The sequence below is a fragment of the Pseudarthrobacter lactosi genome (assembly GCF_055412785.1).
Window position 1 is genome coordinate 2,113,831 of the sequence record NZ_JBVAYS010000001.1, and the last position, 22,170, is coordinate 2,136,000.

Annotated in this window: 24 protein-coding genes and 1 pseudogene; 12 read left to right on the plus strand and 13 right to left on the minus strand. The window is 63.9% G+C overall.

Features of this window, described 5'->3' with window-relative positions; all coding sequences use genetic code 11:
* Positions 1-48: 48 nt before the first annotated feature.
* Positions 49-1,134 (minus strand): Lrp/AsnC family transcriptional regulator, encoded by a 1,086-nt coding sequence (locus ACZY0Q_RS09805; protein WP_463916161.1) that lies wholly within the window; start codon positions 1,132-1,134, stop codon positions 49-51.
* Positions 1,135-1,231: 97 nt separating this feature from the next.
* Here ACZY0Q_RS09805 and ACZY0Q_RS09810 point away from each other — a divergent pair, with 97 nt between their 5' ends.
* Both ACZY0Q_RS09810 and ACZY0Q_RS09815 read left to right on the plus strand, forming a co-directional pair.
* Positions 1,232-2,452, plus strand: a complete 1,221-nt coding sequence (locus tag ACZY0Q_RS09810; protein WP_463916162.1) for a M20 metallopeptidase family protein — start codon at positions 1,232-1,234, stop codon at positions 2,450-2,452.
* A 27-nt stretch (positions 2,453-2,479) separates the two neighbouring features.
* Positions 2,480-3,775 (plus strand): MFS transporter, encoded by a 1,296-nt coding sequence (locus ACZY0Q_RS09815; RefSeq protein ID WP_463916163.1) that lies wholly within the window; start codon positions 2,480-2,482, stop codon positions 3,773-3,775.
* Between the two features lie 90 nt (positions 3,776-3,865).
* Here the strand turns inward: ACZY0Q_RS09815 and ACZY0Q_RS09820 are convergent, their stop codons facing one another.
* On the minus strand, positions 3,866-4,363 hold the full coding sequence (locus ACZY0Q_RS09820; RefSeq protein WP_463916165.1) for an SRPBCC family protein: 498 nt from the start codon (positions 4,361-4,363) through the stop codon (positions 3,866-3,868).
* A gap of 12 nt (positions 4,364-4,375) precedes the next feature.
* The gene (locus ACZY0Q_RS09825; protein ID WP_463916166.1) at positions 4,376-4,708 is read right to left on the minus strand and encodes an ArsR/SmtB family transcription factor; all 333 of its coding nucleotides are present in this window, start codon (positions 4,706-4,708) and stop codon (positions 4,376-4,378) included.
* A 95-nt stretch (positions 4,709-4,803) separates the two neighbouring features.
* Here ACZY0Q_RS09825 and ACZY0Q_RS09830 point away from each other — a divergent pair, with 95 nt between their 5' ends.
* The gene (locus ACZY0Q_RS09830) at positions 4,804-5,346 is read left to right on the plus strand and encodes a TspO/MBR family protein (RefSeq protein WP_463916168.1); all 543 of its coding nucleotides are present in this window, start codon (positions 4,804-4,806) and stop codon (positions 5,344-5,346) included.
* A 185-nt stretch (positions 5,347-5,531) separates the two neighbouring features.
* Positions 5,532-5,726, plus strand: coding sequence for a hypothetical protein (locus ACZY0Q_RS09835; protein ID WP_463916169.1), 195 nt, complete (start codon positions 5,532-5,534; stop codon positions 5,724-5,726).
* Positions 5,727-5,810: 84 nt separating this feature from the next.
* Here the strand turns inward: ACZY0Q_RS09835 and ACZY0Q_RS09840 are convergent, their stop codons facing one another.
* Positions 5,811-6,494 (minus strand): DNA alkylation repair protein, encoded by a 684-nt coding sequence (locus ACZY0Q_RS09840; RefSeq protein ID WP_463916170.1) that lies wholly within the window; start codon positions 6,492-6,494, stop codon positions 5,811-5,813.
* A gap of 130 nt (positions 6,495-6,624) precedes the next feature.
* A complete protein-coding gene (locus ACZY0Q_RS09845; RefSeq protein WP_463916171.1) occupies positions 6,625-7,803 on the minus strand; it encodes a PucR family transcriptional regulator in 1,179 nt (392 codons plus the stop codon).
* 177 nt (positions 7,804-7,980) lie between these two features.
* On the opposite strand from ACZY0Q_RS09845, the gene ACZY0Q_RS09850 reads away from it, so the two are divergent.
* The 3 genes from ACZY0Q_RS09850 (at position 7,981) to ACZY0Q_RS09860 (ending at position 12,353) form a co-directional block, all read left to right on the plus strand.
* On the plus strand, positions 7,981-9,312 hold the full coding sequence (locus ACZY0Q_RS09850; protein WP_463916172.1) for an MFS transporter: 1,332 nt from the start codon (positions 7,981-7,983) through the stop codon (positions 9,310-9,312).
* A gap of 66 nt (positions 9,313-9,378) precedes the next feature.
* Positions 9,379-11,124 carry an amidohydrolase gene (locus ACZY0Q_RS09855; RefSeq protein WP_463916173.1) on the plus strand — a complete coding sequence of 582 codons (1,746 nt, stop codon included), beginning with the start codon at positions 9,379-9,381 and terminating at the stop codon, positions 11,122-11,124.
* Positions 11,121-12,353 (plus strand): aminotransferase-like domain-containing protein, encoded by a 1,233-nt coding sequence (locus ACZY0Q_RS09860; RefSeq protein WP_463916174.1) that lies wholly within the window; start codon positions 11,121-11,123, stop codon positions 12,351-12,353. Before ACZY0Q_RS09855 ends, ACZY0Q_RS09860 begins: the two co-directional genes overlap by 4 nt.
* 23 nt (positions 12,354-12,376) lie before the next feature.
* Here the strand turns inward: ACZY0Q_RS09860 and ACZY0Q_RS09865 are convergent, their stop codons facing one another.
* Positions 12,377-12,808: a DUF309 domain-containing protein gene (locus ACZY0Q_RS09865; RefSeq protein ID WP_463916175.1), complete on the minus strand. Its 432-nt coding sequence runs from the start codon at positions 12,806-12,808 to the stop codon at positions 12,377-12,379.
* Positions 12,809-12,997: 189 nt separating this feature from the next.
* Here ACZY0Q_RS09865 and ACZY0Q_RS09870 point away from each other — a divergent pair, with 189 nt between their 5' ends.
* Complete coding sequence (locus ACZY0Q_RS09870; protein WP_463916177.1) at positions 12,998-13,750, plus strand: SAM-dependent methyltransferase; 753 nt, start codon at positions 12,998-13,000, stop codon at positions 13,748-13,750.
* A gap of 98 nt (positions 13,751-13,848) precedes the next feature.
* Here the strand turns inward: ACZY0Q_RS09870 and ACZY0Q_RS09875 are convergent, their stop codons facing one another.
* From ACZY0Q_RS09875 to ACZY0Q_RS09905, 7 genes are all read right to left on the minus strand, one after another.
* Positions 13,849-14,496 carry an RraA family protein gene (locus ACZY0Q_RS09875; RefSeq protein WP_463916178.1) on the minus strand — a complete coding sequence of 216 codons (648 nt, stop codon included), beginning with the start codon at positions 14,494-14,496 and terminating at the stop codon, positions 13,849-13,851.
* A complete protein-coding gene (locus ACZY0Q_RS09880; protein WP_463916179.1) occupies positions 14,493-14,882 on the minus strand; it encodes a RidA family protein in 390 nt (129 codons plus the stop codon). The genes ACZY0Q_RS09875 and ACZY0Q_RS09880 overlap by 4 nt, the downstream gene beginning before the upstream one ends.
* Positions 14,876-15,712, minus strand: coding sequence for a RidA family protein (locus ACZY0Q_RS09885; RefSeq protein ID WP_463916180.1), 837 nt, complete (start codon positions 15,710-15,712; stop codon positions 14,876-14,878). Before ACZY0Q_RS09885 ends, ACZY0Q_RS09880 begins: the two co-directional genes overlap by 7 nt.
* Positions 15,709-17,019 carry an MFS transporter gene (locus ACZY0Q_RS09890; RefSeq protein ID WP_463916181.1) on the minus strand — a complete coding sequence of 437 codons (1,311 nt, stop codon included), beginning with the start codon at positions 17,017-17,019 and terminating at the stop codon, positions 15,709-15,711. The genes ACZY0Q_RS09885 and ACZY0Q_RS09890 overlap by 4 nt, the downstream gene beginning before the upstream one ends.
* A 225-nt stretch (positions 17,020-17,244) precedes the next feature.
* On the minus strand, positions 17,245-17,814 hold the full coding sequence (locus ACZY0Q_RS09895; RefSeq protein WP_463916183.1) for a GNAT family N-acetyltransferase: 570 nt from the start codon (positions 17,812-17,814) through the stop codon (positions 17,245-17,247).
* A gap of 64 nt (positions 17,815-17,878) precedes the next feature.
* Positions 17,879-18,058 carry a hypothetical protein gene (locus ACZY0Q_RS09900; protein WP_463916184.1) on the minus strand — a complete coding sequence of 60 codons (180 nt, stop codon included), beginning with the start codon at positions 18,056-18,058 and terminating at the stop codon, positions 17,879-17,881.
* A gap of 131 nt (positions 18,059-18,189) precedes the next feature.
* Entirely contained in the window at positions 18,190-18,963 is a 774-nt protein-coding gene (locus tag ACZY0Q_RS09905) for an oxygenase MpaB family protein (protein WP_463916185.1), read from the minus strand.
* Positions 18,964-19,133: 170 nt separating this feature from the next.
* Here ACZY0Q_RS09905 and ACZY0Q_RS09910 point away from each other — a divergent pair, with 170 nt between their 5' ends.
* The 4 genes and pseudogenes from ACZY0Q_RS09910 to ACZY0Q_RS09925 form a co-directional block, all read left to right on the plus strand.
* A complete protein-coding gene (locus ACZY0Q_RS09910; RefSeq protein WP_463916186.1) occupies positions 19,134-19,982 on the plus strand; it encodes a matrixin family metalloprotease in 849 nt (282 codons plus the stop codon).
* Between the two features lie 274 nt (positions 19,983-20,256).
* Entirely contained in the window at positions 20,257-20,754 is a 498-nt protein-coding gene (uraD, locus tag ACZY0Q_RS09915; protein ID WP_463916187.1) for a 2-oxo-4-hydroxy-4-carboxy-5-ureidoimidazoline decarboxylase, read from the plus strand.
* Positions 20,751-21,092, plus strand: coding sequence for a hydroxyisourate hydrolase (gene uraH / locus ACZY0Q_RS09920; protein WP_463916189.1), 342 nt, complete (start codon positions 20,751-20,753; stop codon positions 21,090-21,092). Before uraD ends, uraH begins: the two co-directional genes overlap by 4 nt.
* Before the next feature lie 174 nt (positions 21,093-21,266).
* Positions 21,267-22,170: pseudogene (locus ACZY0Q_RS09925) on the plus strand (pyruvate dehydrogenase (acetyl-transferring), homodimeric type); the annotation flags it as partial.

Sequence of the window (22,170 nt, forward strand, 5' to 3'; positions counted from 1 at the left end):
AAGGCCGGTGCAGGTTTCAACGAGGGCCACCCACGGCGGGCACCAAGCTCACTGGAACCCCAGGGTCGGTAGCTCCGTGCCCGAGACCACAACGGCGCCGCTCGCCGTCGAATCCGGGTTCAGCATCCTGCCCATCCGTTTGGCGCTGCTCAGGATCACGACGCTCTCCACAAGCTCGATCTGCGGGATGCGTTGCTGGAGGGCCAATTCGGCGTTCATCACATCGGCCAGCGAATTCAGCCACATGAGGATCACAAAATTCGTGCCTCCGGTGGTGGACGCGCTGAACCGGACAGTGCGGAGGCTGCGGAGCTCGGCGGCCGCGGCCTCGTGCTGGCCCGGCGCCACGTTGGCGAACCACTGGCAGCTCACTGGATAGCCGGAGAGCTTCTGGGCAATTTCACAACGAAAGGACAGCAGCCCGCTGGATATCACCCTGTTAAGCTGCCGCTGGACCGTCGCCGGGCTCCGGCCCAGGCTTCGCGCGATGTCCGCTGCGCTCGCACGCGCGTCGCGTGCCAGGAACGGGATCAGATCCAGATGGCTGGGCGGCAGTGGAGCCCCGGGCCTTGGGGCCGTAGAACCGGTGACGTCAGGACCGGCAACGGCCAAAAGCGCATTCCGCTTCGCCTTGTCCAAGGTATTGAGCCGCCACGAATGGCCAGCGGAGTGCAGCCGGGTACCCAGCGAGGTCCGGTACTTCAGCAGTCCGGGGATCTCCTTGAACCGCGGAAGCACATGATCTGTGAAGCGGGCCAAGGTGGGAGCTATGACCGTCAGCATGAGGTCTCTGTTGCTTGCCGCCTCCTCCACGGTGGCCACTTCCGGGATGGCGGCGAGCGCCGCGGTCACCTCGGCCCGCAACTGCATTTCGCAATCCACGCTCACCAGTGCTAGGCACATCTTCTTGGGATCGCCGATCAGGTGGGCAGTGGTCCAGGCCGCCCCCGAAAATCTCAGCCTGTCCCAGCGGGCGGCCAGCGTGGTGGCGTGCACCCCCAGCACATTAGCCGCATCCGACCAGCTGATCCGCGGCGCAACCTGGAGAACGTTGATCAGGGCAAGGTCTTCCTCGCTGAGCACCACTTCGTCAACCTCCACGCCTCGATGAATGAATCCTGCTATTTCCATCATACTTTTGATTATTTCCAGTCATTCAGGCGCTTGTGAACCGAATCACTCCACAATGAAAACGGGTCACTGACCAAACGTTCAAAAATTAGGAGAGCAGATGTCGATCACCACCGACGCCAAGGAACTCCAGGGTGAGATTGCCCGGTTCCGCCACGAGCTGCATCAGGAACCGGAGATCGGACTGCACCTCCCCCGGACCCAGGAAAAGGTCCTGAAAGCCCTCGACGGCCTGCCGTTCGAGATCACCGTGGGCAAAAGCACGACGTCGGTCACTGCCGTTCTGCGCGGCAGCGCGCCGCACGCGTCGGCGACGAAACCAACGGTCCTCCTGCGGGCCGACATGGACGGCCTCCCCGTCCAGGAACGGACCGGCGCCCGGTTCTCGTCCAAGATCGACGGCGCCATGCACGCCTGCGGCCACGACCTCCACACCGCCATGCTCGCCGGCGCAGCCACGCTCCTGGCCGAGCGCCGGGATCAGCTGGCCGGCGACGTCTTGCTGATGTTCCAGCCGGGCGAGGAAGGCTTCGACGGGGCGGCCCACATGATCCGCGAAGGCGTGCTGGACGTGGCCGGGCGCCGGGTTGACGCCGCCTATGGGATGCACGTGTTTTCCGCCTTGGAACCGCATGGCCGGTTCTGCACCAAACCCGGCGTGATGCTGAGCGCCTCGGACGCCCTCACCGTCACGGTTCTGGGCGCCGGCGGCCACGGTTCGGCCCCTCACACAGCCAAGGACCCCGTCACGGCGGCCGCCGAAATGGTGACCGCCCTGCAGGTCATGATCACCCGCCAGTTCAACATATTCGATCCCGTGGTTCTGACCGTCGGCGTCCTCCAGGCAGGCACGAAGCGAAACATCATTCCGGAATCGGCGCGCATCGAAGCCACCGTCCGAACCTTCTCGGAGGGTTCCCGGGAGCGGATGATGTCCGCCGTTCCCACCCTACTGAAGGGCATCGCCGCTGCCCACGGTCTTGAGGTGGACGTCGACTACCGCCACGAGTACCCCCTCACCGTCAACGACGACGACGAAACACGCACCGCGGAGAAGACCATTGAAGATCTCTTTGGACACTCGCGTCTCACCCGGTGGGCCACACCGCTCAGCGGCTCTGAGGATTTTTCGAGGGTGCTGGCGGAGGTACCCGGGACGTTTATCGGACTCAGCGCCGTCGCACCCGGCGCCGACCACACCGAAACCGCGTTCAACCACTCCCCCTACGCCGCCTTCGACGACGGCGTGCTGTCCGACGGAACCGCGCTCTACGCTGAGCTGGCCGTCGCCCGCATCGCGGCACTTGCCGTCGCCAACTGACCCTTCCCTCACCCCTTGGAGCATGAAATGACCACAACTGCAGGCGTCCCAGCTGACGTCCAGGTTCACAAGTCCCACCTTCGCACGCTCATCGGCACAGGCATCGGCAACGCCGTCGAATGGTACGACTGGGCCATCTACGCCACCTTCTCGCCGTTCATCGCGAGCGCACTGTTCAGCAAGGCGGATCCGACGTCGGCCTTCCTCGCCACCCTGGCGATCTTCGCCGTCGGCTTCGTCGCCCGTCCGTTCGGCGGCTTCGTTTTCGGCTGGATCGGTGACCGGATCGGCCGCAAGACCTCCATGACGTTCGCAGTGGGCCTCGCCGCCCTGGGCAGCCTGCTGATCGGTATCGCACCGACCTTCGAAGCCGTCGGGGCCTTTGCCTCAGTCATGCTGCTGGTGGCCCGCCTGATCCAAGGCCTTGCCCACGGCGGCGAGCTGCCGTCGTCGCAGACGTACCTCTCGGAGATGGCTCCCAAGGAAAAGCGCGGCTTCTGGGCAACGCTCATTTACGTCTCCGGCACAGTGGGCATCCTGGCCGGAACCATGCTCGGCGCCACCCTGACCAATGTCCTGAGCATGACTGACATGAACGCCTGGGGCTGGCGGATTCCTTTCATCGTTGGCGGCATCATGGGCCTGTACGCCTTGATCATGAGGGCGCGCCTGAAGGAAACGGCAGCGTTCGAGGCGGAATCACCCAAGGAAAAGCACGAGCCGATGTGGCCGCAGATCTACCGGCACCGCAAGCAGGCCCTGCAGGTCATCGGCCTGACCGTTGGCCTGACCGTGTCCTACTACATCTGGGGTATCGTGACGCCCAGCTATGCAGCGTCAGTTCTGAAGATGGACCGCGGAGAGACCCTCTGGGCCAGCGTTATAGCCAATGTATTGTTCATCGTCGCCCTGCCTTTCTGGGGCAGGCTGTCGGATCGCATCGGCCGCAAGCCCGTCATGATCATGAGCGCCGCCGGCGCCGCGCTGTTCCATTTCCCGATGACATGGCTGCTGAAAGACTCTCCGTGGCAGCTCACGGTCACCATGTCCGTCATGCTGTTCTTCATCGCGGGCAGTGCCGCAATCGTCCCGGCCGTCTACGCCGAACTGTTTCCCACCAGCATCCGCACGGTGGGCGTGGGCGTCCCCTACTCGATCTGCGTCGCGGCCTTCGGGGGTACCGCACCGTACCTGCAGGCTTGGCTCGGCAGCATCGGACAAGGCAACCTATTCAACGTCTACGCCGTGGTCCTGCTGGCCATCAGCATCGCGTTTGTGTTCAGCATCCCTGAAACGAAGGGCAAGGACCTGACGCACGCCTAGGCATCGGTACCCACAACAAAGGGGAGAGTACGACGGCGGGACGTCCCGCCGTCGTACTCTCCCCTGTTGCGTGAGAACCGTCAGCGCCACTCAGGCGCGGGCGTGTTCGGCGAGGACGGCGTCGATCTGGCCGGCGGCCTCCTTCATGCCTTCCTCCATGCCCATCTTGACCATTTCTTCCATCTGCTCTTCGGAGTCGAACGTGGACATGATGGTCATCCGGGTGCGGCCGCCGAGATCCTCGAGGTCAACAGCGGCATGGGCACTGCCCATGGCATCCACGGGCGCTCCGGTTTCGTCGGCAAAGCCGTCATCAAATTCGAGCTTGCGCGGCGCCTCGATGGTCCTGAATTTCCACCAGCCTCGGGGCTTCTCGCCTTCGGGCGTGGTCATGTAATAGTCGGCCTTCCCGCCGGGCTGGAAGTCGAACCGGTCAAACGTGGCCGGATAGTTGGGCGGACCCCACCAGCGCTCCAGCTGCCGCGGGTCTTCCCAGATCTGCCAGACACGCTCGACGCCGGCGTCGAACTCCGCTACGAGGGTCAAGCTGAGTGCCTCGAGATTCTTGGTGGAACTGATAACAGGCATTACAAAACCTTCCTATCCTTCAGCCAGAATGTCTTCGATCCGGCCGGCACGCTGCCGCCAGATCACCTCATACTCGTCAAGCAGCCGGCGGGCCCTCTGCAGGCCTTCGTGGTCACCCCGCACGATCTGCTCCCTTCCGCGCTTCTCCTTCGTCACTAGGGAAGCCCGCTCCAACACCGCCACATGCTTCTGGACGGCGGCAAAACTCATGGCGTAGAGGGCGGCGAGGCCGGAGACTGAATACTCCCCCGCCGTCACCCGCCGGACAATGTCCCGCCGGGTGGTGTCCGCGAGCGCCTGGAACAGGCGGTCAACGTCCGCGTCTCTGAGCTCATCTACAACCATTTGGTTGTACGATACGCTCGGGGCAGGAGCGTGTCAAGGGACCTCCGCGGCCTCCCGGTTTGACGCGGGTGCCCGCCATTGCCCACAGTGGGTCAGTGCCTGCCACCATCCCCACCGATACCCCGGATCCGGCCGCCCCGGACGGGCCATCAGCATGGCGGCAGTTCGCCGCCCTGCTCGGCTTCCTCGCGCTCTCCTGGTCCGTGTCCTTCGTAGGATCCCTCCCGATCCGCGCGGCTACGGGCGGCTGGTACGCCCTGGCAGAAAAGGCCCCCTGGACGCCTCCCGGGCTGATGTTCGCGTCCGCCTGGCTGGTCCTTTACGCGGCAATGGCCGTGGCGGCCTGGCTGGTGTGGCGGCAGCGGCGCCTCCCGCGCGGGCACGCACTCAGGCTGTACGGGCTCCAGCTGGCCCTGAATCTGCTCTGGCCCATGGCGTTCTTCGGCCTGTATCCACTGCTGGGGACCGCGGCGCTCTGGCTGGCACTGGCCGTCCTCGCCGCCCTCACGCTCACAGCGGTCCTCACAGTCCTGCGCTTCGGACCCATCAACCAAACGGCCGGCGTCCTGATGCTGCCGAACGTATCGTGGCTGGTGTTTTCGGCGTCCCTGAACCTTTACGCCGCCGTCAGTAACTAAGCGCGGCGCGAGCGTGTAATCGCTCACACTTTCGCCATTTCGGTTGCAAATGTCAGCGGCCACCATGAAGCATGAAAGCGGGACCTCGTTCCCGCACTACCAAGATCAGCAATCCTCACCGACGAGGATGCGGCCCCCTCAAGGACGACGCGGAGCCGTTAACTGCATGAGCGAAAGTACTGACAATGACGTTTGATAACCACTCCATCACGCTGAAAATCTGGGACCGGTCGGCGGTTGAGCACACCCTGGAGAGCATTGTGCACGACCTCTCCGTCAAGGCAAACACCACCAAATGCCGCATCGCGGTCCAGTGCAGCGGCCCCAACACTTTCACGGTCAGCGTCCGTGGCCAGGAACGCCAGCTCGCCACCGTCTGATCGGTTCACAGCTCAAACTGAAGCGGACGACGGCGGGAGGTTCCCGGCGTCGTCCGCTTTCGTTTTGCCCTGGGGCCAAAAACCTTAGGCCCGGGACTGGCGGCTCACCATCTCGTTGATCCAGGCCGGCGCGAACGGCGACGTGCAGTTCGGCGGCGTCGGATAGTCCTTGAGGACCTCGAGCCGTTCGCCGATATCGAGCGCGCGGGCCCGGTGCTCCGCGTGCTCAATCCCGATGAAGCCCAGCGTGTGGTTCATCGCCCACTGCAGCCGGTCCGGGGCGTCCTTCATCTCCGCCTCGATGATGTCCAGCAGTTCCGCGAGGTCCAGCCCCTCAGGCTTTTTGGCCACCCGTTCGCTGGTCAGGGCCCAACCGGCGCTTGCCACCACCGGATCAGGGTCCGCCGTCCAGGCCACGCGCAGGTCCTCCGCATGCGGGCTTTTCTTCACGACGTAGTTCACCAGCCAGTCGTGCACCTTGGGGGCCCGCGCCTCGCGGAGCATGGTGTCCAGTTCGTCGCGCTCGAAGGCCTTGGGCCGGCAGACCAGCACAGCCACCAGCCTGGCCGGAGTGTCGTTTGTGGCCCAGAGCTCGCGCGCGAGTTCGTGCTGTGTCTTTAGCCGCTTTGCGACAGCGCGCAGCTTGGACAGGTTCACGCCGTGGTCATCGCCGCGCTTCTCGTTCGCCTCGCGCACCTTCGGGTCCTCGAGCACGGCGAGCTCAGCCATCACTTCGCCCAGCAGCCCGGCCGTTATCGCCTCCGCCATTGTCACCCTTTCGGTCACCCATTTGTCGGTTCCAGCCTACGGCGGACAGTGCGGAAACGGACGACGGCGGGAGGTTCCCGTCGTCGTCCGCTTCTGTTTTGTGGTGATAACGTCCGGACGCGGCGGCGGGTCAGGCCCATGCCACAACGAGCCGCGCGACCTGGTTGGGCACGGTGAGATCAATCCCGGTCAGCTCCTGAAACCGGTTGAGCCTGTTGAGGACCGTGTTCCGGTGGCAAAAGAGCCCTTCCGCCGTGAGCGCCACGCTGCCCGACTGAAGAAAGTACCGCGCCGCCTCCGTGAGCCTCTCCCGTTCCGCGCCACGACACGGTTCCAGCGCAGCGTCGATCTCTTCCACAAGGTCCAGGCCCGACTCCGCGAGTTGCCGCTTGGCAAGTCGCGGCCACGCCTGGTTGGCAGACAACGGCCCTGTGTCCGCGGGCTGCAGGAGGGCCGCCAGGCTTGAAGCCGTCCGCGCGGCTTTGGGCAATCCGCGCAGACCGTTCGCTTCGGCTACACCGCAGGGGATATCTGCAAATACCGGTGGCACCGTGAAAATGAGGGCCTTGTCGTCTCCGGATCGCGATGCTGGCACGGGCCAGAAGACATAGGCCATGTCGCCCGATTCCCGGAGAAAAAGTGTTTGATTGCGCCTGGTCGCGGCCTTTCCCTGGGCTGTTCGCAGCAGGGCGGCGGCGCTCCCGCTTGCTGCGACAAGCCCAAAACGGGCGTCGACTGAGACCCCGAGTGCGTCCGCGACCTGGGCGGCCGTTTCCGCCGAAGGATTCACCACACTGAACAGTCGCGCAATGAACTCGTTCTGGATGCTCGACTCCTCCTGAGCCATGCGCACGCGCTCGTTCAGGTAACTTGCGTTTGTCCGTGCGGCGAACTCGTCCACAACACGCCACACCTGGTCCACCCGCGATGTCAGCATGGGCGCATCTGCCGGATCAGCGATCGCCAACAGCTCTGCCCAAAGAATGGTGAAGTCCAAACGCACCGCGGAAATGAGGGCTTCGGCTGGAATTCCGGACCGGGCACGTTTGGCACCCAAAGCCGCAGAAAATTCTCCATCCAGTTCCCCACCGGGCCGGCTCCCGCCGCTCCTGAGGGCGTTCACCAGCCGGTGGAAGGTTTCCCGAGCCGTCAGCATGATCTCATCGGTGTCAACGGTGGAGTCCCGATATTCAGGGATGTCGCGGACTTGGGTGATAAATTTCCCGGCCAAGGTATCCACCTTGTCGTGAAGCAGTTCCACGAGCTCCGACCACCTGCGAGAGACCGCATCATCCTCAGTATTGTGCATTTACACACAATACAAGCGGATTTCGGTTGCCGCTAGCTAACTTATTTGAGCAGATCTACTGAGACAATTGAATCTGGTGAGACGCATCACACCCATCCGGGCTCGACTGCCCCCGATGGCCCTGCCGGCCACGACCGGCCGAATCTATCCGCCCTACCATCCGTATTTGGAGTAAGCATGGCAAGCAGCAGCCCCGCAACTGGTCTCGGACCATCGGTACCCCGCGTTGTAGACGAGCGTGTGACGAAGAAAGTGGCCCTGGCGGCGCTGGTGGGCACCGCGTTGGAGTGGTACGACTTCTTCCTCTTCACCACGGCCGCCGCCCTGGTGTTCAACGCCCAGTACTTTGTTTCCGCTGATCCGTTCGTCGCCGCGATGAGCTCGTTCGCCACCCTTGCCGTGGGCTTTGTGGCGCGTCCCATCGGCGGATTCATTTTCGGAGCCCTGGGTGACAAGGTGGGGCGCAAGAAGATCCTGATGATCACGATTGTCGGTATCGGCGTCGTCACGGGCCTGATCGGGCTGCTGCCGAACTACGCGACCATCGGCGTCGCAGCCCCCATCATCCTGGTGGCGCTGCGCATCCTGCAGGGCCTGGCAGTAGGCGGCGAGTGGAGCGGCGCGGTGATTATCGCCGTCGAAAACGCCCCGGTTGCCAAGCGCGCCCGCTACGCGGCGCTGCCGCAGATCGGTTCCCCGATCGGCACCATCCTGTCCTCCGGCGGCTTCTTCGGCATGCTCTACCTCGTGGGCCAGACCAACTTCGACGCCTGGGGGTGGCGCATCCCGTTTATTGCGGCCATCCCGCTGCTGGCCATCTCGATGTGGATCCGCAGCAAGCTCAGCGAATCACCCGAGTTCGAGGCACTCATGGAGTCCGGCGAAACGGAGCACGCCCCCATCCGAGGCGTCCTGACCAAGAGCTGGCGCCAGATCCTGGTGGGCGGGTGCTCTGCGCTCCTGGGCATCGGCGGCTTCTACCTCATCACCAGCTTTGTGGTCTTCTACGGCACCAAGGTCCTCAAGATGCCCTACGAGATCCTCCTGCTGGGCTCGCTCCTCGCCGCGGTGTTCGAGATCTTCGTGCTGATCTGGGCCGGCCGGATGGGCGAGAAGTACGGCGCCAGCAAGGTCATCCTCTGGGGCGGCATCGCCTCCGCTGCCGTCGCCGTGCCGGTCTTCCTAGCAATCGACACCGCCAACCCCGTCCTGGTCATCCTGGCCATGATCGTCGGCGTGTGCACACTGTCGATCCCTTACGCCGTCTCCGGCACCGCCCTGACCTCGCTCTTCGCCACGAAGGTCCGTTACACCGGGGTAGCCATCACCTCCAACAGCGCCGGCGTGATTTCCGGCTTCGTGCCGCTGATTGCCACGGCACTGGTTGCCGCCAGCGGCAACTCATTCTGGCCTGGCGCCATCATCCTCCTGGTGGTTTCCATCCTGACCGCATTGTCCGGCATCTTCCTGCCGGCACTCAGCATCGAAGAAGAAGGTATGAAGCATTGAGCACACGGATCAAATCCGTCACCGCCTCCCACCGCTGACCTGCCCGTTTCAACCGCTAGGTAACCCATGAAACTCGATCTGCTGCTGCGCAACGCGGACATCATCACCATGGACGAGCGGCGCCCGCACGCCACCTCGTTGGGCATCTGGCAGGGCCGCGTGGTGGGCCTGGACGAGGACCTGTTGGGGCTGGACGCCGTCGAGGTCCTGGACCTGAACGGCGCTACGGTGACTCCCGGCTTCATCGACGCCCACTGCCACACCACCTGGTTCGGCCTGGGCCTGGCAGAAGTGGATGTTGCGCCCGCCCGCGGCCTGGACCAGCTGTATGCCCTGCTGGAGGCGGACATGGCCACGACTGGGGCCACCGGTGAGGAGAACACGCCGGATCAGCAGAGTGACTGGCTCATGGCCACCGGCTTCAGCCAGACCCAGCACGGGGGCCAGTTTCCGGACATCGCCATACTGGACCGGATCACGGGGAACCGGCCGCTGTTTATCCGCCACAACTCGGGTCATATGGCCGTGGTCAACACCGCGGCGCTGCGGCTGGCAGGTGCCGAGTCGCCGTCGTTCCCGGACCCCGACGGCGGGGTGATAGTCCGCGATGCCGCCGGCCGGCCCACGGGGCTGGTCCAGGAGACGGCGCAGCAGCTGATCCAACAGCTGATCCTTCCGTATACCTTGGATGGCATCGAAGCAGCCCTGGACCGTGGGACCCGGTACTACGCGTCGGAGGGAATCACCAGCTTCACCGAAGCCGGAATCGGTGGCGGTTGGATCGGGCACAGCCCCGTGGAACTGGCCGTCTACCAGCGCGCCCTGGCCAACGGGCGGCTTCACGCACGTGCACAGCTTATGCCGGTCCTCGATGCGCTCCACCCGTTGGAGGGGCATGACGCAGATCCGGCTGGTGCGGCTGGCCTCGATTTGGGCATCTACAGCGGCTTTGGCAACGACTTACTGTCCCTCGGGCCGGCCAAGGTCTTCCTGGACGGCTCACTGTTGGGCGAGACGGCAGCGGTCAGCGAGGCCTACTGCAGCCACGGACACACCGATAACAGCAGCAACACTGGGTATTTCCAGGCCGATCCTGAGGCGCTGCGGAGCCGCATAGAGGCCGCCTACGCGGCGGGCTGGTCCATCGCCGCCCACGCCATCGGCGACCGGGCAGTGGACCTGGCGATTGACATCATCACGGACTGCGCGGGAAGGTACGCGCCGCGGACCGTTCCCAACCGGATTGAGCACGCGTCCATCACCAGGCCTGAACAGGTGGTCCGGATCGCGGCGGCTGGAATCGCCGTCACCCCGCAGGCCAGCTTCTTCGCGGACGGCGGGGACGGCATGACCGCCTCGCTGGGCCAGGAACGGCTGGGCTGGGCTTACCGGGCAGCGTCCTTTCTGGCGGCCGGTGTGACTGTTGCCGGCAGCTCGGACCGTCCGGTGGCAGACGGCAATGTGCTTCGCGGAATGCAGGCGTTCGTGGACCGGCTCACGTCAACCGGGAATGTCTTCGGGAACCCGGATGAGCGGCTGACCCCGTTTCAGGCCCTAGCGGCCTATACCACCGGAGCTGCCGCGGCCACTGGCACTTCCCATATCAAGGGCGCACTGACCCCGGGGAAACTGGCGGACTTCACTGTCCTGTCAGGCTCTCCGCTCGCCGTCGACGATATCTCCGGACTTAAAGTGCTCGCCACCTCTGTCGGCGGCACGTTCACCTATCTAACACCTGGCCTGCAGTTGGCGGACGGCAGGCCAAAGGTTCTCCAGCACGTCCCATCAGACGCTGCGGGAATCGCACCATGACCGTGGTGGAACCGGATGTCATGCCCGTCCGCCCGGGCCACACGGAACTGTGGGCCCGACGGGCGGCACCGACGCCATCCACGGCCGTGCGGGAGATCTTTGCCGCCGCAGCCCGGCCAGGGATTATTTCGCTGGCAGGTGGAAACCCCGACGTCGGATCACTGCCCCTCGGTGCCCTCGGCGAGACGGCGGCCGCCATCATCGCCTGCCAGGGTTCCCGGGCGCTGCAGTACGGTGCGGGCCAGGGAACCGAGGAACTGCGGTCGCAGATCTGCACCGTCATGTCCCTTGAAGGCATCGCGGATGCCGACCCCGACGACGTTTCCGTGACCATCGGATCCCAGTCCGGCCTGGACACCGTGACGAAGATTCTTTGCGATCCCGGGGACACGGTGCTGGCCGATGATGCCACGTATATGGGCGCCCTCGGCACATTTTCCGTCTACGAAGTGGACGTCCAGCCGGTCCTCACGGACTCCGACGGCCTGATACCCGAAGCTCTTCAAGAACGCATCAACACGTTGCGGGGACTCGGAAAGCACATCAAGTTCCTCTACACGATTCCCAACTTCAACAATCCAACCGGTGTGACCCTCAGCCTGGAACGGCGACAGCAGGTAGTGGACATCTGCCGGGACGCCAACATCCTGGTGGTGGAGGACAACCCCTATGGATTGCTCCGCTACCGTGGCGACGCGCTCCCCGCAATGCGGGCGGCCAACCCCTTGGACGTCATCTATTTGAGTTCCTTCTCCAAAATATTCTCTCCCGGCCTCAGGCTCGGCTGGGCGCTGGTTCCGCCCCACTTGAAGCAGCGTTTCCTCATTATCGGAGAGTCCAGCACCCTGTGCCCTCCGGCTTTCAACCAGATGCTCGCCTCTGCTTACCTCCGCGACTACGACTGGCAGGGCCAGCTCGATGTCTCCCGCGCCGCCTATCGGCTCCGCAGTGATGCCGCCCTGTCTGCCCTCTCCGAGACCATGCCCGACGGCGTCACCTGGACCCGGCCTGAAGGCGGCTTCTTCACCTGGCTCACGCTGCCTGGGTCTGTGGACACCCAGGCGCTCATCACGACGGCGGTGGACGCCGGTGTGGTGTTCTTTCCGGGAGCCGCGTTTTCGCCGGGCACCGCGCCGTCGAATCAGCTACGCCTGGCGTTCAGCGCACTTAGCCCCGACCTCATCACCGAGGGCATCCATCGGCTTGCACCGGTGCTGGCCCGGCCCTAAAGCCGCTTCGCGGCCTGGAGAGCTCAGCCGCCGGTGCCCATCCGATCACGTGCGCAACTCACAACGGCGGACAAATCGAGCCCATAGGTCGGCCCTTCGCCTGAACCGTACTCCTCGAGTCGGGCCGCACCGCGCTCGAAGAGCCGGAGTGCGCCAACGTTGTTCCCCCGGGCGGCGTGAGTGAGCGCGACGCAGAGCTGGGCGAGACCTTGCCAAAGGTTGCGTTCTTGGGCCGGCCCAGCTTTCCAGCGGGCCTCAAGTACCTCGTGCGCGGCGAAGGGACGGCCCGCCTCCACCAGGCTCCGGGCCGAGACCAACGTCTCCGCCGGCGGCAGCGGCTCCTCGGAGACCGGCTCCACGCCAGCGCTTCCGTATGGCAGCGGCCGTCCAAGAGCGTCACGTGGCCGGGCCTGCCGCGGGCGCCTTGACGCATCCCGATCCCTATCGCCGGTCATTGCAGTTTCGGCTCTGAGCGTCCGTGGACTTTACCAACCTTCATCCGCCCAATGCTACGGCCCGGCCCTTCGAGCATCCGTTCAGCAGCCAATCGTGCCGTTAGCTTTGCGCGGCTGTCCCAGTGGAGGTTGCCCAAACGGTTAGCGCGAGCGATTGATGTTTACCAATCGGATGTTAGGTTGAGCGTCATGACTGATCCCACCACGCCACCCGCCCGTGGTGGAGCGTCCGTTCTCAGAACCAATTCGCCGATCGGACGCCAATCCTTCGACCGCTTGGTCAACGATCTTGCAACCAATCAGCCACGAACGGTCCTGGACCATGGGTGCGGCTGGGGTGGCATGCTTCTGGACATCCTTGAGGCGATGCCAAATGCCAGCGGTACGGGCATTGACATCAAGGAGTCCTACATTGAACAGGCCCGCATGGCAGCTCAGCAACGGGCGCTTGCTGACCGGGTCGTATTCCAGGCGCAATCGTCTGCGGATTACGCGGAGAGCGCTGACCTCGTTCTAAACATAGGTTCGTACCAGGCTTTCGGGACGATCAGCGAAGCCCTGGCCCGTCTTCGCAGCTCCATCAAACCTTCCGGACGTCTGGTTTTTGGAGCCGAGTTCTGGTCTGTGGCCCCAACCGATGATCAGTTGGCTCACATGTGGCCAGGGACGACAGTTGATGATGCATTACTCCTTCCTGACCTTGTCGAAACGGTCACCGGCGCTGGATGGCGCGTTCTGGATCTGCGGACCTCAACCAGTCAGGAATGGGAAGAATTTGAGTGCGGCCATCTCCGAAATCGGGAGCAGTGGCTGGTGACTCACCCCGGGCACGAGTCGGCGGCAGAAATTCGGGACGAGCTGAATAAGGCAAGAATGATGTGGCTGCGCGGCCACCGGGACGTCTTGGGCTTTGTTACCTTCATTCTTGCCAAGGACGGGTGATCAGACGCCGAACGACCTCTGTGGGCGGAGGACCCCGGTGCGGCCCACATTAAACAGCTAAGCGACCGGCCGGGATATCCCGGCCGGTCGCGTGGAGCTTATTCCATGCCGCCGGGAAGAACGGTGCCGATGGCCTCTCCCGAACGCAGGCGTCGCAGAATGTCCGGCTCAGCACGGTCCGTTGACAGGGCCAGGTCAACAATGGCAGCGGCTTCCTCGGGTGAGAGAACCAGGACGCCGTTATCGTCGGCCATCACTACATCGCCGGGGTTCACCATCACCCCGCCGCACAGCACCGGAACATTCACCGCGCTGTTGGCATCCAGCTGGCGCTTAGCCGTAAGGACACTGGTTCCGCGGGCGAACACCGGAAGCCCCGCGCTCCGGAGCTCCACAATGTCGGTCACCACCCCGTCCACAACGATCCCTGCGGCACCGGCGCATTGGGCTGCACATGCGGTGACGGCACCCACAGGCGCATGAGTGGTGTCATGCCCTGTTTCGATGACAAGGACATCGCCAGGTTCCAGAAGCGCCAGCGCACGGTTCGTGGCGAACGCATCCGCGGAGGCAACCCGGACGGTCACCGCCCGGCCAACAAGGTGGACGTTCCGGAGCATCGACCGGATGCCCGAGTCGAGGAACCCTTCCTCCAGGAAATGCCCGATGGTGGGAAAGCTCGCGGATTGAAGCCGGCTGACCAGCTCAGCATCCAGGGCCTGAGTCAGACGAACTGCGCCGTTCATGAGCTGCCGCCCTCTTTCATGACAGCTATGCACTGAATCTCGAAGGAGAAATCCCAGATCCCCACGCAGATGGACGTAAGTGCAGGTGCATGGGAACCGAAAACATCAGCATAGATGCGGCGGTATTCCTTGTCCTGGCTCTGGTCCGATATGTACACGGTCGCGTTGACCACGTGGTCCAGGCTGGAGCCTGCCCCTTCAAGAACGGTTTGGAGATTAGCCAGCACCTGGCGGACTTTCCCGTCAAAGTCCGCCGGCCGATCCTCCGTTCCGGCGACCAGTGGAATCTGGCCTGTGGTGAAGACGAATCCCCCTGCAACCACAGCTTGGGAGAACGGTCCCACCGAGGCCGCCATCCCTGGAAATGTCGCCAGTCGCGTCAGCATGTCTCCCCTGCTTTCTGGGTAGCCGAGACAAGCTCCGGTTCTTGAGGAAATCGGCCCTGGGGCGGTCCGTCCGCCACAAAGGCAATGCATTCGATTTCCAGCGCTATGTCCCAGATGCCAACGCAGCATGAAGTGCGGGCCGGCAACGTTAACCCGAAAGCCTCGGCGTACACTCCGTTGTATTCAGCCAACTGCTCAGGGTCCGTCAAGTAGGTGGTGACCTTCGCGACGTGGGCAAGATCAGAGCCGGCCTCAAGGAGGATGGCTTCCAGGTTGGTCAGGGTCTGGCGGACTTTTCCGGCGAAGTCCTCCGGCTGGTCCTGCATACTGGTTCGTGCCGGGATCTGGCCTGATGTAAAGACCATTCCGTTTGCCACGACTGCCTGGGAATAGGGTCCCAGGACCGGAGCCATTCCTGGAGCGTTCGCGATGCGGCGAATCAGCGGTGGCTTCTGGCCGTCAGCCACCGCCGCTATGCAATGGATTTCAATACTGTGGTCACTTGCAGGCACCATAACGGTGGTCCTGGCAGGAAGATTATCGCCGAAGACGTCCGCGTAGATCTCGTTGTATTCGGCCAGCCGTGGATCCGTCAGGAACGTCGTTATTTTCAGTACGTGTTGGAGACTGGACCCCGACTCTTCGAGAGTCGCCGAGAGGTTTGCCAGCGCCAGGCGAACGTCGTCGGCGAAGTTCCGGCTCTCCGATTCAGAGGCGGAGCGCAGCGGTACCTGTCCTGAGGTAAATACCAGGCCGTTGGCCACCACCGCCCGAGGGGGTTGACTGGAGCGGACGCTGGCGCCGTCGAGTGTGCCGATGCGCCGGATCATGCGCGTGCAAGTTCGTCGTGGTCGGCAGCCTCGGAAGGAGCCTCATGGATTGCATCGATGTTGGAACGCAGCGTTTCAGTGAGCAGGAGCAGTGCCACGAGGGAAACAGCAGCCGAGCCGATCATGAACCATGCCACGGAGGACCCTTGACCTGTCGCGTTCAGCAGAGCTGTTGTGGCGACCGGTGTAATCGCACTTCCAAGGAGTCCTGCGAGCATGTAGGCCACGGAGAGGCCGGAGTAGCGGACCCGCGATCCGAAGAGTTCGGCCAGGAAAGTCGCGATCGGTCCGTAGTTCGCACAAAATGCCGTCATCAGCAGGATGTATCCGAAGACCACTCCGGCCAGGGAACGGGTGTCCATCAGCCAGAACAGCGGGAATGCGACGACGATCTCGGCGATTATCCCGCCGACGATAATCGGCTTTCGGCCAAATTTGTCGGACAGTTTGCCGAAAACGGGGAGCATGATGATTCCCACGGCGCACGCCGCCAGGACTGCAATCAGCATGTCATTGGTGGAAAAGCCCAGTTTTGTCTTGCCGTAGGTCAGTCCGAACGCCACCAGGATATTGAAGGCTGTTCCGGTGGAAATTGTCGCCAGCGCGCCGAGAAGGACCTGCTTCCAGTACTTTCTAAGCAGTTCGGCCAGCGGCATTTTTGCCTTCGCTCCCGCGTCCTTGACGGCCTGGAATGACGGCGTCTCTTCCAGGGTCAGCCGAATGTAAAGACCTACGGCAACGAGGATGACACTCGCGAGGAAGGGAATCCGCCAGCCCCACGCAAGCAGTGCTTCCTCGGGCATGATTCCGGCGATGATCAGGAACACGAGGTTCGCGATCAGCGTTCCGCCGGGGACGCCAACCTGGACCAGTGACCCGAAGAATCCGCGCTTGTCCTTCGGAGAATGCTCCACCACCATCAGGACCGCTCCGCCCCACTCCCCGCCCAGGGCAAGTCCCTGAATGACTCGAAGCACGAGCAGAAGGATCGGCGCCGCGATGCCGATCGTCGCGTAGTCCGGCAGGAGGCCGATGGCAAAGGTCGCTGCCCCCATTGTCAGGAGGGATGTGAGGAGCATTGATTTGCGCCCCATCCGGTCACCGAAGTGGCCGAAAAGCGCGGCGCCGGCCATCCGCGCGACATAGGCGGCAGCGAACGTGCCGAACGCCAGCATGGTGCCAACCAACGCGTCAAAACTGGGGAAGAAGATCTTATTGAAAACGAGGGCAGAAGCGGTAGCAAAGAGGAACAGGTCATACCACTCAACGGTGGTGCCGATCACACTGGCTACGGCGATCTTACGCATCTTGTCTATTTTGGGGCCGGACGTTATTGCGGGTGGGGCAACGGATGATTGAGGCATGGCTCTTCTCCAACGTGAGAGGCGGCTGAGGTGAAATGTGACTGCTCGGTGCACTCAACCTTGGTGTGCGCGAGGTCACAACTCAAGGGAATTTTTCCCCCGGTTAGGCCCATAAACGAGGGCATTTGCCCAAATTTCCGCGTCCGCCCGCGTCAGCTACGCAATCTCTTATCGGCCCCCGGTAGCCAGCCAGGAACCCAGCGGCTCGGCCGCCACTTCCTGGTTCTCGTCCTCGGTCCCGCACGGCACAAAGCCGCGTGACTGGTAGTTCGCCAGGGCCGCGGGGCCATCGAGGCTACAGGTATGGACCCAGACGCGGGACACCCGCGGGAGGTCGACGCGCTGTGTCAGCGACCAGGCCGCCGTAATGCCGTGCTCCAGGAGCCGGCCGCCAAGACCCCGGCCGATCGCCTGCTCTGAAAGTCCGAAGTACCTGACCTCCACGTGCGTGCCATCCTCGGCGACCACGGGTTGAAGGTGGATATAGCCCCACGGCACGCCCTCACCATAGAGGACCCAGAATTCCGTCCCAGGCACCGCGAGTTCCTCGGCCCATTGCCGACGCGTCCATTCGAGCCGGTCCGTCCAGTGCCACGGTCCGCCCACCAGGCCATAGAGGAACCGCGCGAACTCCGGAGTGACCCCATCAGCCCGGTCCAGCCGGGCTTCATCGGGCAACGGGCGCGCCGTCCAGGCGGGCGGCTGGAGCATCTGGAGCGTTGTGGTGGTGACCTTCATAGACAGCTCAAAACTTTCGATTTCGATCGTCTGTCAATCCTATTTGAGACCGAAAGTACGGCGTCTACTCCTCGCCGGCGTCCCGGGCTTCCAAATGCTTCGCCATGGCTTCGCAGGCCTGGTTCCAGCGCGATGTGAGGGCCTGCCGGTTCAACGGTTCGAACATGCTGTTGAGGACCTTCTCGACTGCGTCGTATGCAGCGTCCCGAACCCGTTCCTGCGCTGCTTGACTGTAGTAGTTCATGACAGGGATTCGTTACGGTGACGCCGAAAGATGGTCTGCCACGGGCACCATCGCGGGGCCAGTCGCTGCAGGCAGGGACGGACGACGGCGGGGACCTCCCGCCGTCGTCCGTTTCCCCGCGCGGTGCGTTCCTACGAGGTGCGGAGCCGGCCGAGGCAGTAATTCTTGACGCAGTGCCGGACCGGTCGCGGCAGCCGTGGATACACCAGGGCGGACCACCGGGTGGTGCGGTCGAACAGGCGGCTGTGGCGGTCGCTCCACGGCAGCCCGAAGCCGGCACGCAAGTGGTCAGGCAGCAGGCCGGCGGTAATGAACCGGATCAGTGGCATGCTCATCCGCAGCCAGAGCGGACCAGCCGGCGGGTACAGGAGGTCGCGGCCGACGCCGGCGGTTACGGCATCCAGCTCCAGTGTCCGGAGGGACGCGTCCCAGTATGTCCGGAAGGCTGCGCGGTCAGCCGGCCACAGGTCCGCGGGGAGTTGCAGTACGGTGCCGATTCTCGCGTAGTCGCTGTACATAAGGTCGGCTGCCTCGTTGTCGAGCGGGCCGTAGATTTTTTCGTAGACGGTGATGGCTGTGTCGTACAGGGTTGCCACCACCCATAGTTGCGCCTGGGCATCGAACGCGCTGTACCCGTGGGAACCGGCGTCAGGCTTGCGACGGACCGCCGAGTGGGCCCGGTTCACGCTGCGGCGAACGGCCGCGACCTGGTCCTCGGTGCCGTAAACCACGGCGTAGACGTAGGTGACGGTGGCCCGGAAGCGGTCCAACGGGCGGGCGATAAAGTCACTGTGCTCGGCGACGCCATGGCCAACCGCGGGGTTCGCGATCTGCAGCAGGATGGCGCGGCCCGCCCCGGCGAGCAATACGCCTTCAGCACCGATATCGGCCAGGTTCCGCACCATGGACCAACGATACCGGAGAAGGCCACCGCGTCCGGAGGTGGGACCCGCCGCCGTCGTCCGTTCCCTCATTTAACGCACCATTTGGAATAACCCCGTACGGATCTGCTGGACCGCCACTATGCTGGGCTGACCATCAATGGAGACGGGCTTGGCAGCACAAGGGGCAACTCGTGGCATCAGATTCCGGCGGCAGGGATTATCCCCGCATCCGCCGCTCGCCCAGCGGGCGCAAGTGGAGATCACGCTCCGCCACGGTTTTGGGCATCGCCCTCGTGGTCTGTCTCTATTTCACGCCGACCCTCTTCGAACGGTTTGTATTGCCGGCAGCCACGCCCTACATGCCTGGCGCCAAGGTGCCGCCGCCAGGGTTTGAGGCCGCATCAGCCCCGCTCGGACTGCCGCCGGCCACCAGCGGATCCACCGGCTATGTCCTGCAGAAGTCTCCGGACCCGGGACAGGCCTTCGTTGCCTATGATCCCTGCCGTCCGCTGCATTACGTGGTCCGGCCGGACAATGCGCCGCCGGGAACAGACGTACTCATCCAGCAGGCCGTGTCCGCAGTTTCGGCGGCCTCCGGACTGCAGTTCGTGTATGACGGAACCACGTCCGAGGCGCCATCGGAAGCCCGCGAAACTTACCAGCCGGCGCGCTACGGCAAGCAGTGGGCGCCGATTCTCATTGCGTGGTCGTCTCCAGAGCGAGCACCCAAGCTGGCCGGGACGGTTGCCGGGACCGGCGGCAGCGCCTACGCCCACATTCCTGGCGAGCCCTACGTGTACGTCGCCGGCCAGGTGACCCTCGATGCACCGGACCTTGCAGAGAGACTGGCCTGGCCGGACGGGCCTGCCCACATCCGCGCCATCATCATGCACGAGCTGGGGCACGTCCTGGGGCTGGACCACGTGGACGATCCCACGCAGCTCATGTATGCGGAAAACAGCGGGCAGTTCGACTTTGGCGATGGCGACCGTGCGGGGCTGGCGTTGCTGGGAACCGGGAAATGCGTGCCGCAACTGTAACCGCGCGGTAACCCGGCGGGCGGCTGACCGTATTGCCCGTCGGCAGAGGTTGCGCGTCAGCGGACGACGGCGGGACTCCCGGCGTCGACCGCTTTCTGTTGGGGGCGTTCCCCCTTCTGTTGGGGCATCACCCAAACAGTCTCGGAAGTTGACACCCGCAGGTGCGTGCGGTTGACTTTTGCATATGCTGAAATAACAGTTCCATGATGCGGAATTAAATATCCGTATAGCCTTACACCGTGGATGCCAGCATTGAAACACGAGGATTTGCCTCATGAATCTTGAACAGTTCAACGCGGCCGGCCGCACCGAGGCCGCCGCTTTCCTGCGCCCCTGCCTGGATATCCAACGCTGGATCGACGAGCTCGCCGACGCGCGCCCCTATTCCAGTCCCGACGCGCTCCTGGCGGCAGGCCGCGGCGCAGCCAATCCCTTCACCCCGGCAGAGATTGAAGCAGCTCTCGCTCACCATCCGCGGATCGGCGAGCGTGCGCAGGGTGACAGCGCGGAAGCAAGGCTGTCCCAGTCGGAACAGGCCGGACTGGGGGTGGCCGACGCCGCCGTCACCGAGGCCCTGGCGGAGGGTAACCGGGCCTACGAGGAGAAGTTCGGGCAGGTGTTCCTGATCCGCGCCGCGGGCCGCAGCAGGGAGGAGATCCTGGCCGCCCTCAACACCAGGCTCGCCCACACCCCCGAAGCAGAGCAATCAATCATTGGCCAGCAGTTGCGGGAAATCGCAGTGCTCCGACTCGAAGGACTGATGGGCAAATGAGCATTTCCCACGTCACCACCCATGTACTCGATACCGGTTCCGGAAAACCGGCGGCCGAGGTCCCGGTAACCCTCCACGTGCTCGACGGCGAGCGTTGGGTCCGGATCGCCGAGGGCGCCACCGATGCGGACGGCCGAATCAAAGAGCTGGGACCGGAGCGGCTGCCCTCGGGGACCTACCGCCTGGCGTTCGACACCGGCAAGTACTTCGCAGCGAGCGGCACGGAGGCGTTCTTCCCGGAGGTAACCCTCACGTTTGGCGTGGTGGAGCAGGAGCCGCACTACCACGTGCCGCTCCTGCTGAGCCCGTTCGCGTACTCCACCTATCGGGGCAGCTAAGCGTTCAGGCAGTACCCCCTCGGCATCCGCCGCATCGGAGTCCGTGGCCGCCGATTGTGACCGTCCGCTCGCCTTGACGCGCGGATCGTCGCTTGGATAATCTCGAGATGCAATAAAGTTTTCTCACAGAATGAAAACTTGAGCCAACTATTCAACGATGAAAAGAGGCTGGACGTGGCTGCAGGAGAAGAGACCTCCCATATCCTCAGCGGGTTGACCAACCAGCTGCCCGATCGTGATCCGGAAGAGACCGCCGAATGGCTGGAGTCCCTGGATGCCCTGATTCAGGAACAGGGCACCGAGCGTGCCCAATACATCATGCGGAGCCTGCTCCAGCGGGCCGGCGCGCAGAGCGTCGGAGTCCCGATGGTGACCACCACGGACTACGTGAACACCATCCCGGTGGACCAGGAGACGGCGTTCCCGGGGGATGAAGAGATCGAGCGGAAGTACCGGTCCTGGCTGCGGTGGAACGCGGCCATCATGGTGCACCGGGCGCAGCGGGCCGATATCGGCGTAGGCGGACACATCTCCACCTACGCCGGTGCCGCCACCCTGTACGAAGTGGGCTTTAACCACTTCTTCCGCGGCAAGGACCACCCCGGCGGCGGTGACCAGGTCTTCTTCCAGGGCCACGCCTCCCCCGGCATGTACGCCCGCGCGTTTATGGAAGGCCGGCTCTCCGAAGAGGACCTGGACGGCTTCCGGCAGGAAAAGTCCAAGGAAGGCCACGCGCTCTCCTCCTACCCGCACCCGCGCCTCATGCCGGACTTCTGGGAATTCCCCACCGTGTCCATGGGCATCGGCCCGATGAACGCGATCTACCAGGCCCAGTCCAACCGGTACCTGCACAACCGCGGCCTCAAAGACACCTCGGACCAGCAGGTCTGGGCATTCCTGGGCGACGGCGAAATGGACGAACCCGAATCCCGCGGCCTGCTCCAGCTCGCCGCCAACGACAAGCTCGACAACCTGAACTTCGTGATCAACTGCAACCTCCAGCGCCTCGACGGACCCGTCCGCGGCAACGGCAAGATCATGCAGGAACTCGAAGCGTTCTTCCGCGGCGCGGGCTGGA

Bases quoted from the DNA above. Each gene is read 5' to 3' on its own strand.
- ACZY0Q_RS09880 (WP_463916179.1), bottom strand. From the start codon at position 14,882: ATGCTGACGCGACTGGCGACATTTCCAGGGATGGCGGCCTCGGTGGGA.
- ACZY0Q_RS09870 (WP_463916177.1), top strand. From the start codon at position 12,998: ATGACTGATCCCACCACGCCACCCGCCCGTGGTGGAGCGTCCGTTCTC.
- ACZY0Q_RS09805 (WP_463916161.1), bottom strand. From the start codon at position 1,134: ATGATGGAAATAGCAGGATTCATTCATCGAGGCGTGGAGGTTGACGAA.
- ACZY0Q_RS09895 (WP_463916183.1), bottom strand. From the start codon at position 17,814: ATGAAGGTCACCACCACAACGCTCCAGATGCTCCAGCCGCCCGCCTGG.
- ACZY0Q_RS09825 (WP_463916166.1), bottom strand. From the start codon at position 4,708: ATGGTTGTAGATGAGCTCAGAGACGCGGACGTTGACCGCCTGTTCCAG.
- ACZY0Q_RS09855 (WP_463916173.1), top strand. From the start codon at position 9,379: ATGAAACTCGATCTGCTGCTGCGCAACGCGGACATCATCACCATGGAC.
- ACZY0Q_RS09905 (WP_463916185.1), bottom strand. From the start codon at position 18,963: ATGGTGCGGAACCTGGCCGATATCGGTGCTGAAGGCGTATTGCTCGCC.
- ACZY0Q_RS09865 (WP_463916175.1), bottom strand. From the start codon at position 12,808: ATGACCGGCGATAGGGATCGGGATGCGTCAAGGCGCCCGCGGCAGGCC.
- ACZY0Q_RS09885 (WP_463916180.1), bottom strand. From the start codon at position 15,712: ATGATCCGGCGCATCGGCACACTCGACGGCGCCAGCGTCCGCTCCAGT.
- ACZY0Q_RS09850 (WP_463916172.1), top strand. From the start codon at position 7,981: ATGGCAAGCAGCAGCCCCGCAACTGGTCTCGGACCATCGGTACCCCGC.
- ACZY0Q_RS09845 (WP_463916171.1), bottom strand. From the start codon at position 7,803: ATGCACAATACTGAGGATGATGCGGTCTCTCGCAGGTGGTCGGAGCTC.
- ACZY0Q_RS09820 (WP_463916165.1), bottom strand. From the start codon at position 4,363: ATGCCTGTTATCAGTTCCACCAAGAATCTCGAGGCACTCAGCTTGACC.
- uraH (WP_463916189.1), top strand. From the start codon at position 20,751: ATGAGCATTTCCCACGTCACCACCCATGTACTCGATACCGGTTCCGGA.
- ACZY0Q_RS09815 (WP_463916163.1), top strand. From the start codon at position 2,480: ATGACCACAACTGCAGGCGTCCCAGCTGACGTCCAGGTTCACAAGTCC.
- ACZY0Q_RS09840 (WP_463916170.1), bottom strand. From the start codon at position 6,494: ATGGCGGAGGCGATAACGGCCGGGCTGCTGGGCGAAGTGATGGCTGAG.
- ACZY0Q_RS09900 (WP_463916184.1), bottom strand. From the start codon at position 18,058: ATGAACTACTACAGTCAAGCAGCGCAGGAACGGGTTCGGGACGCTGCA.
- ACZY0Q_RS09835 (WP_463916169.1), top strand. From the start codon at position 5,532: ATGACGTTTGATAACCACTCCATCACGCTGAAAATCTGGGACCGGTCG.
- ACZY0Q_RS09810 (WP_463916162.1), top strand. From the start codon at position 1,232: ATGTCGATCACCACCGACGCCAAGGAACTCCAGGGTGAGATTGCCCGG.
- ACZY0Q_RS09890 (WP_463916181.1), bottom strand. From the start codon at position 17,019: ATGCGTAAGATCGCCGTAGCCAGTGTGATCGGCACCACCGTTGAGTGG.
- ACZY0Q_RS09860 (WP_463916174.1), top strand. From the start codon at position 11,121: ATGACCGTGGTGGAACCGGATGTCATGCCCGTCCGCCCGGGCCACACG.
- uraD (WP_463916187.1), top strand. From the start codon at position 20,257: ATGAATCTTGAACAGTTCAACGCGGCCGGCCGCACCGAGGCCGCCGCT.
- ACZY0Q_RS09875 (WP_463916178.1), bottom strand. From the start codon at position 14,496: ATGAACGGCGCAGTTCGTCTGACTCAGGCCCTGGATGCTGAGCTGGTC.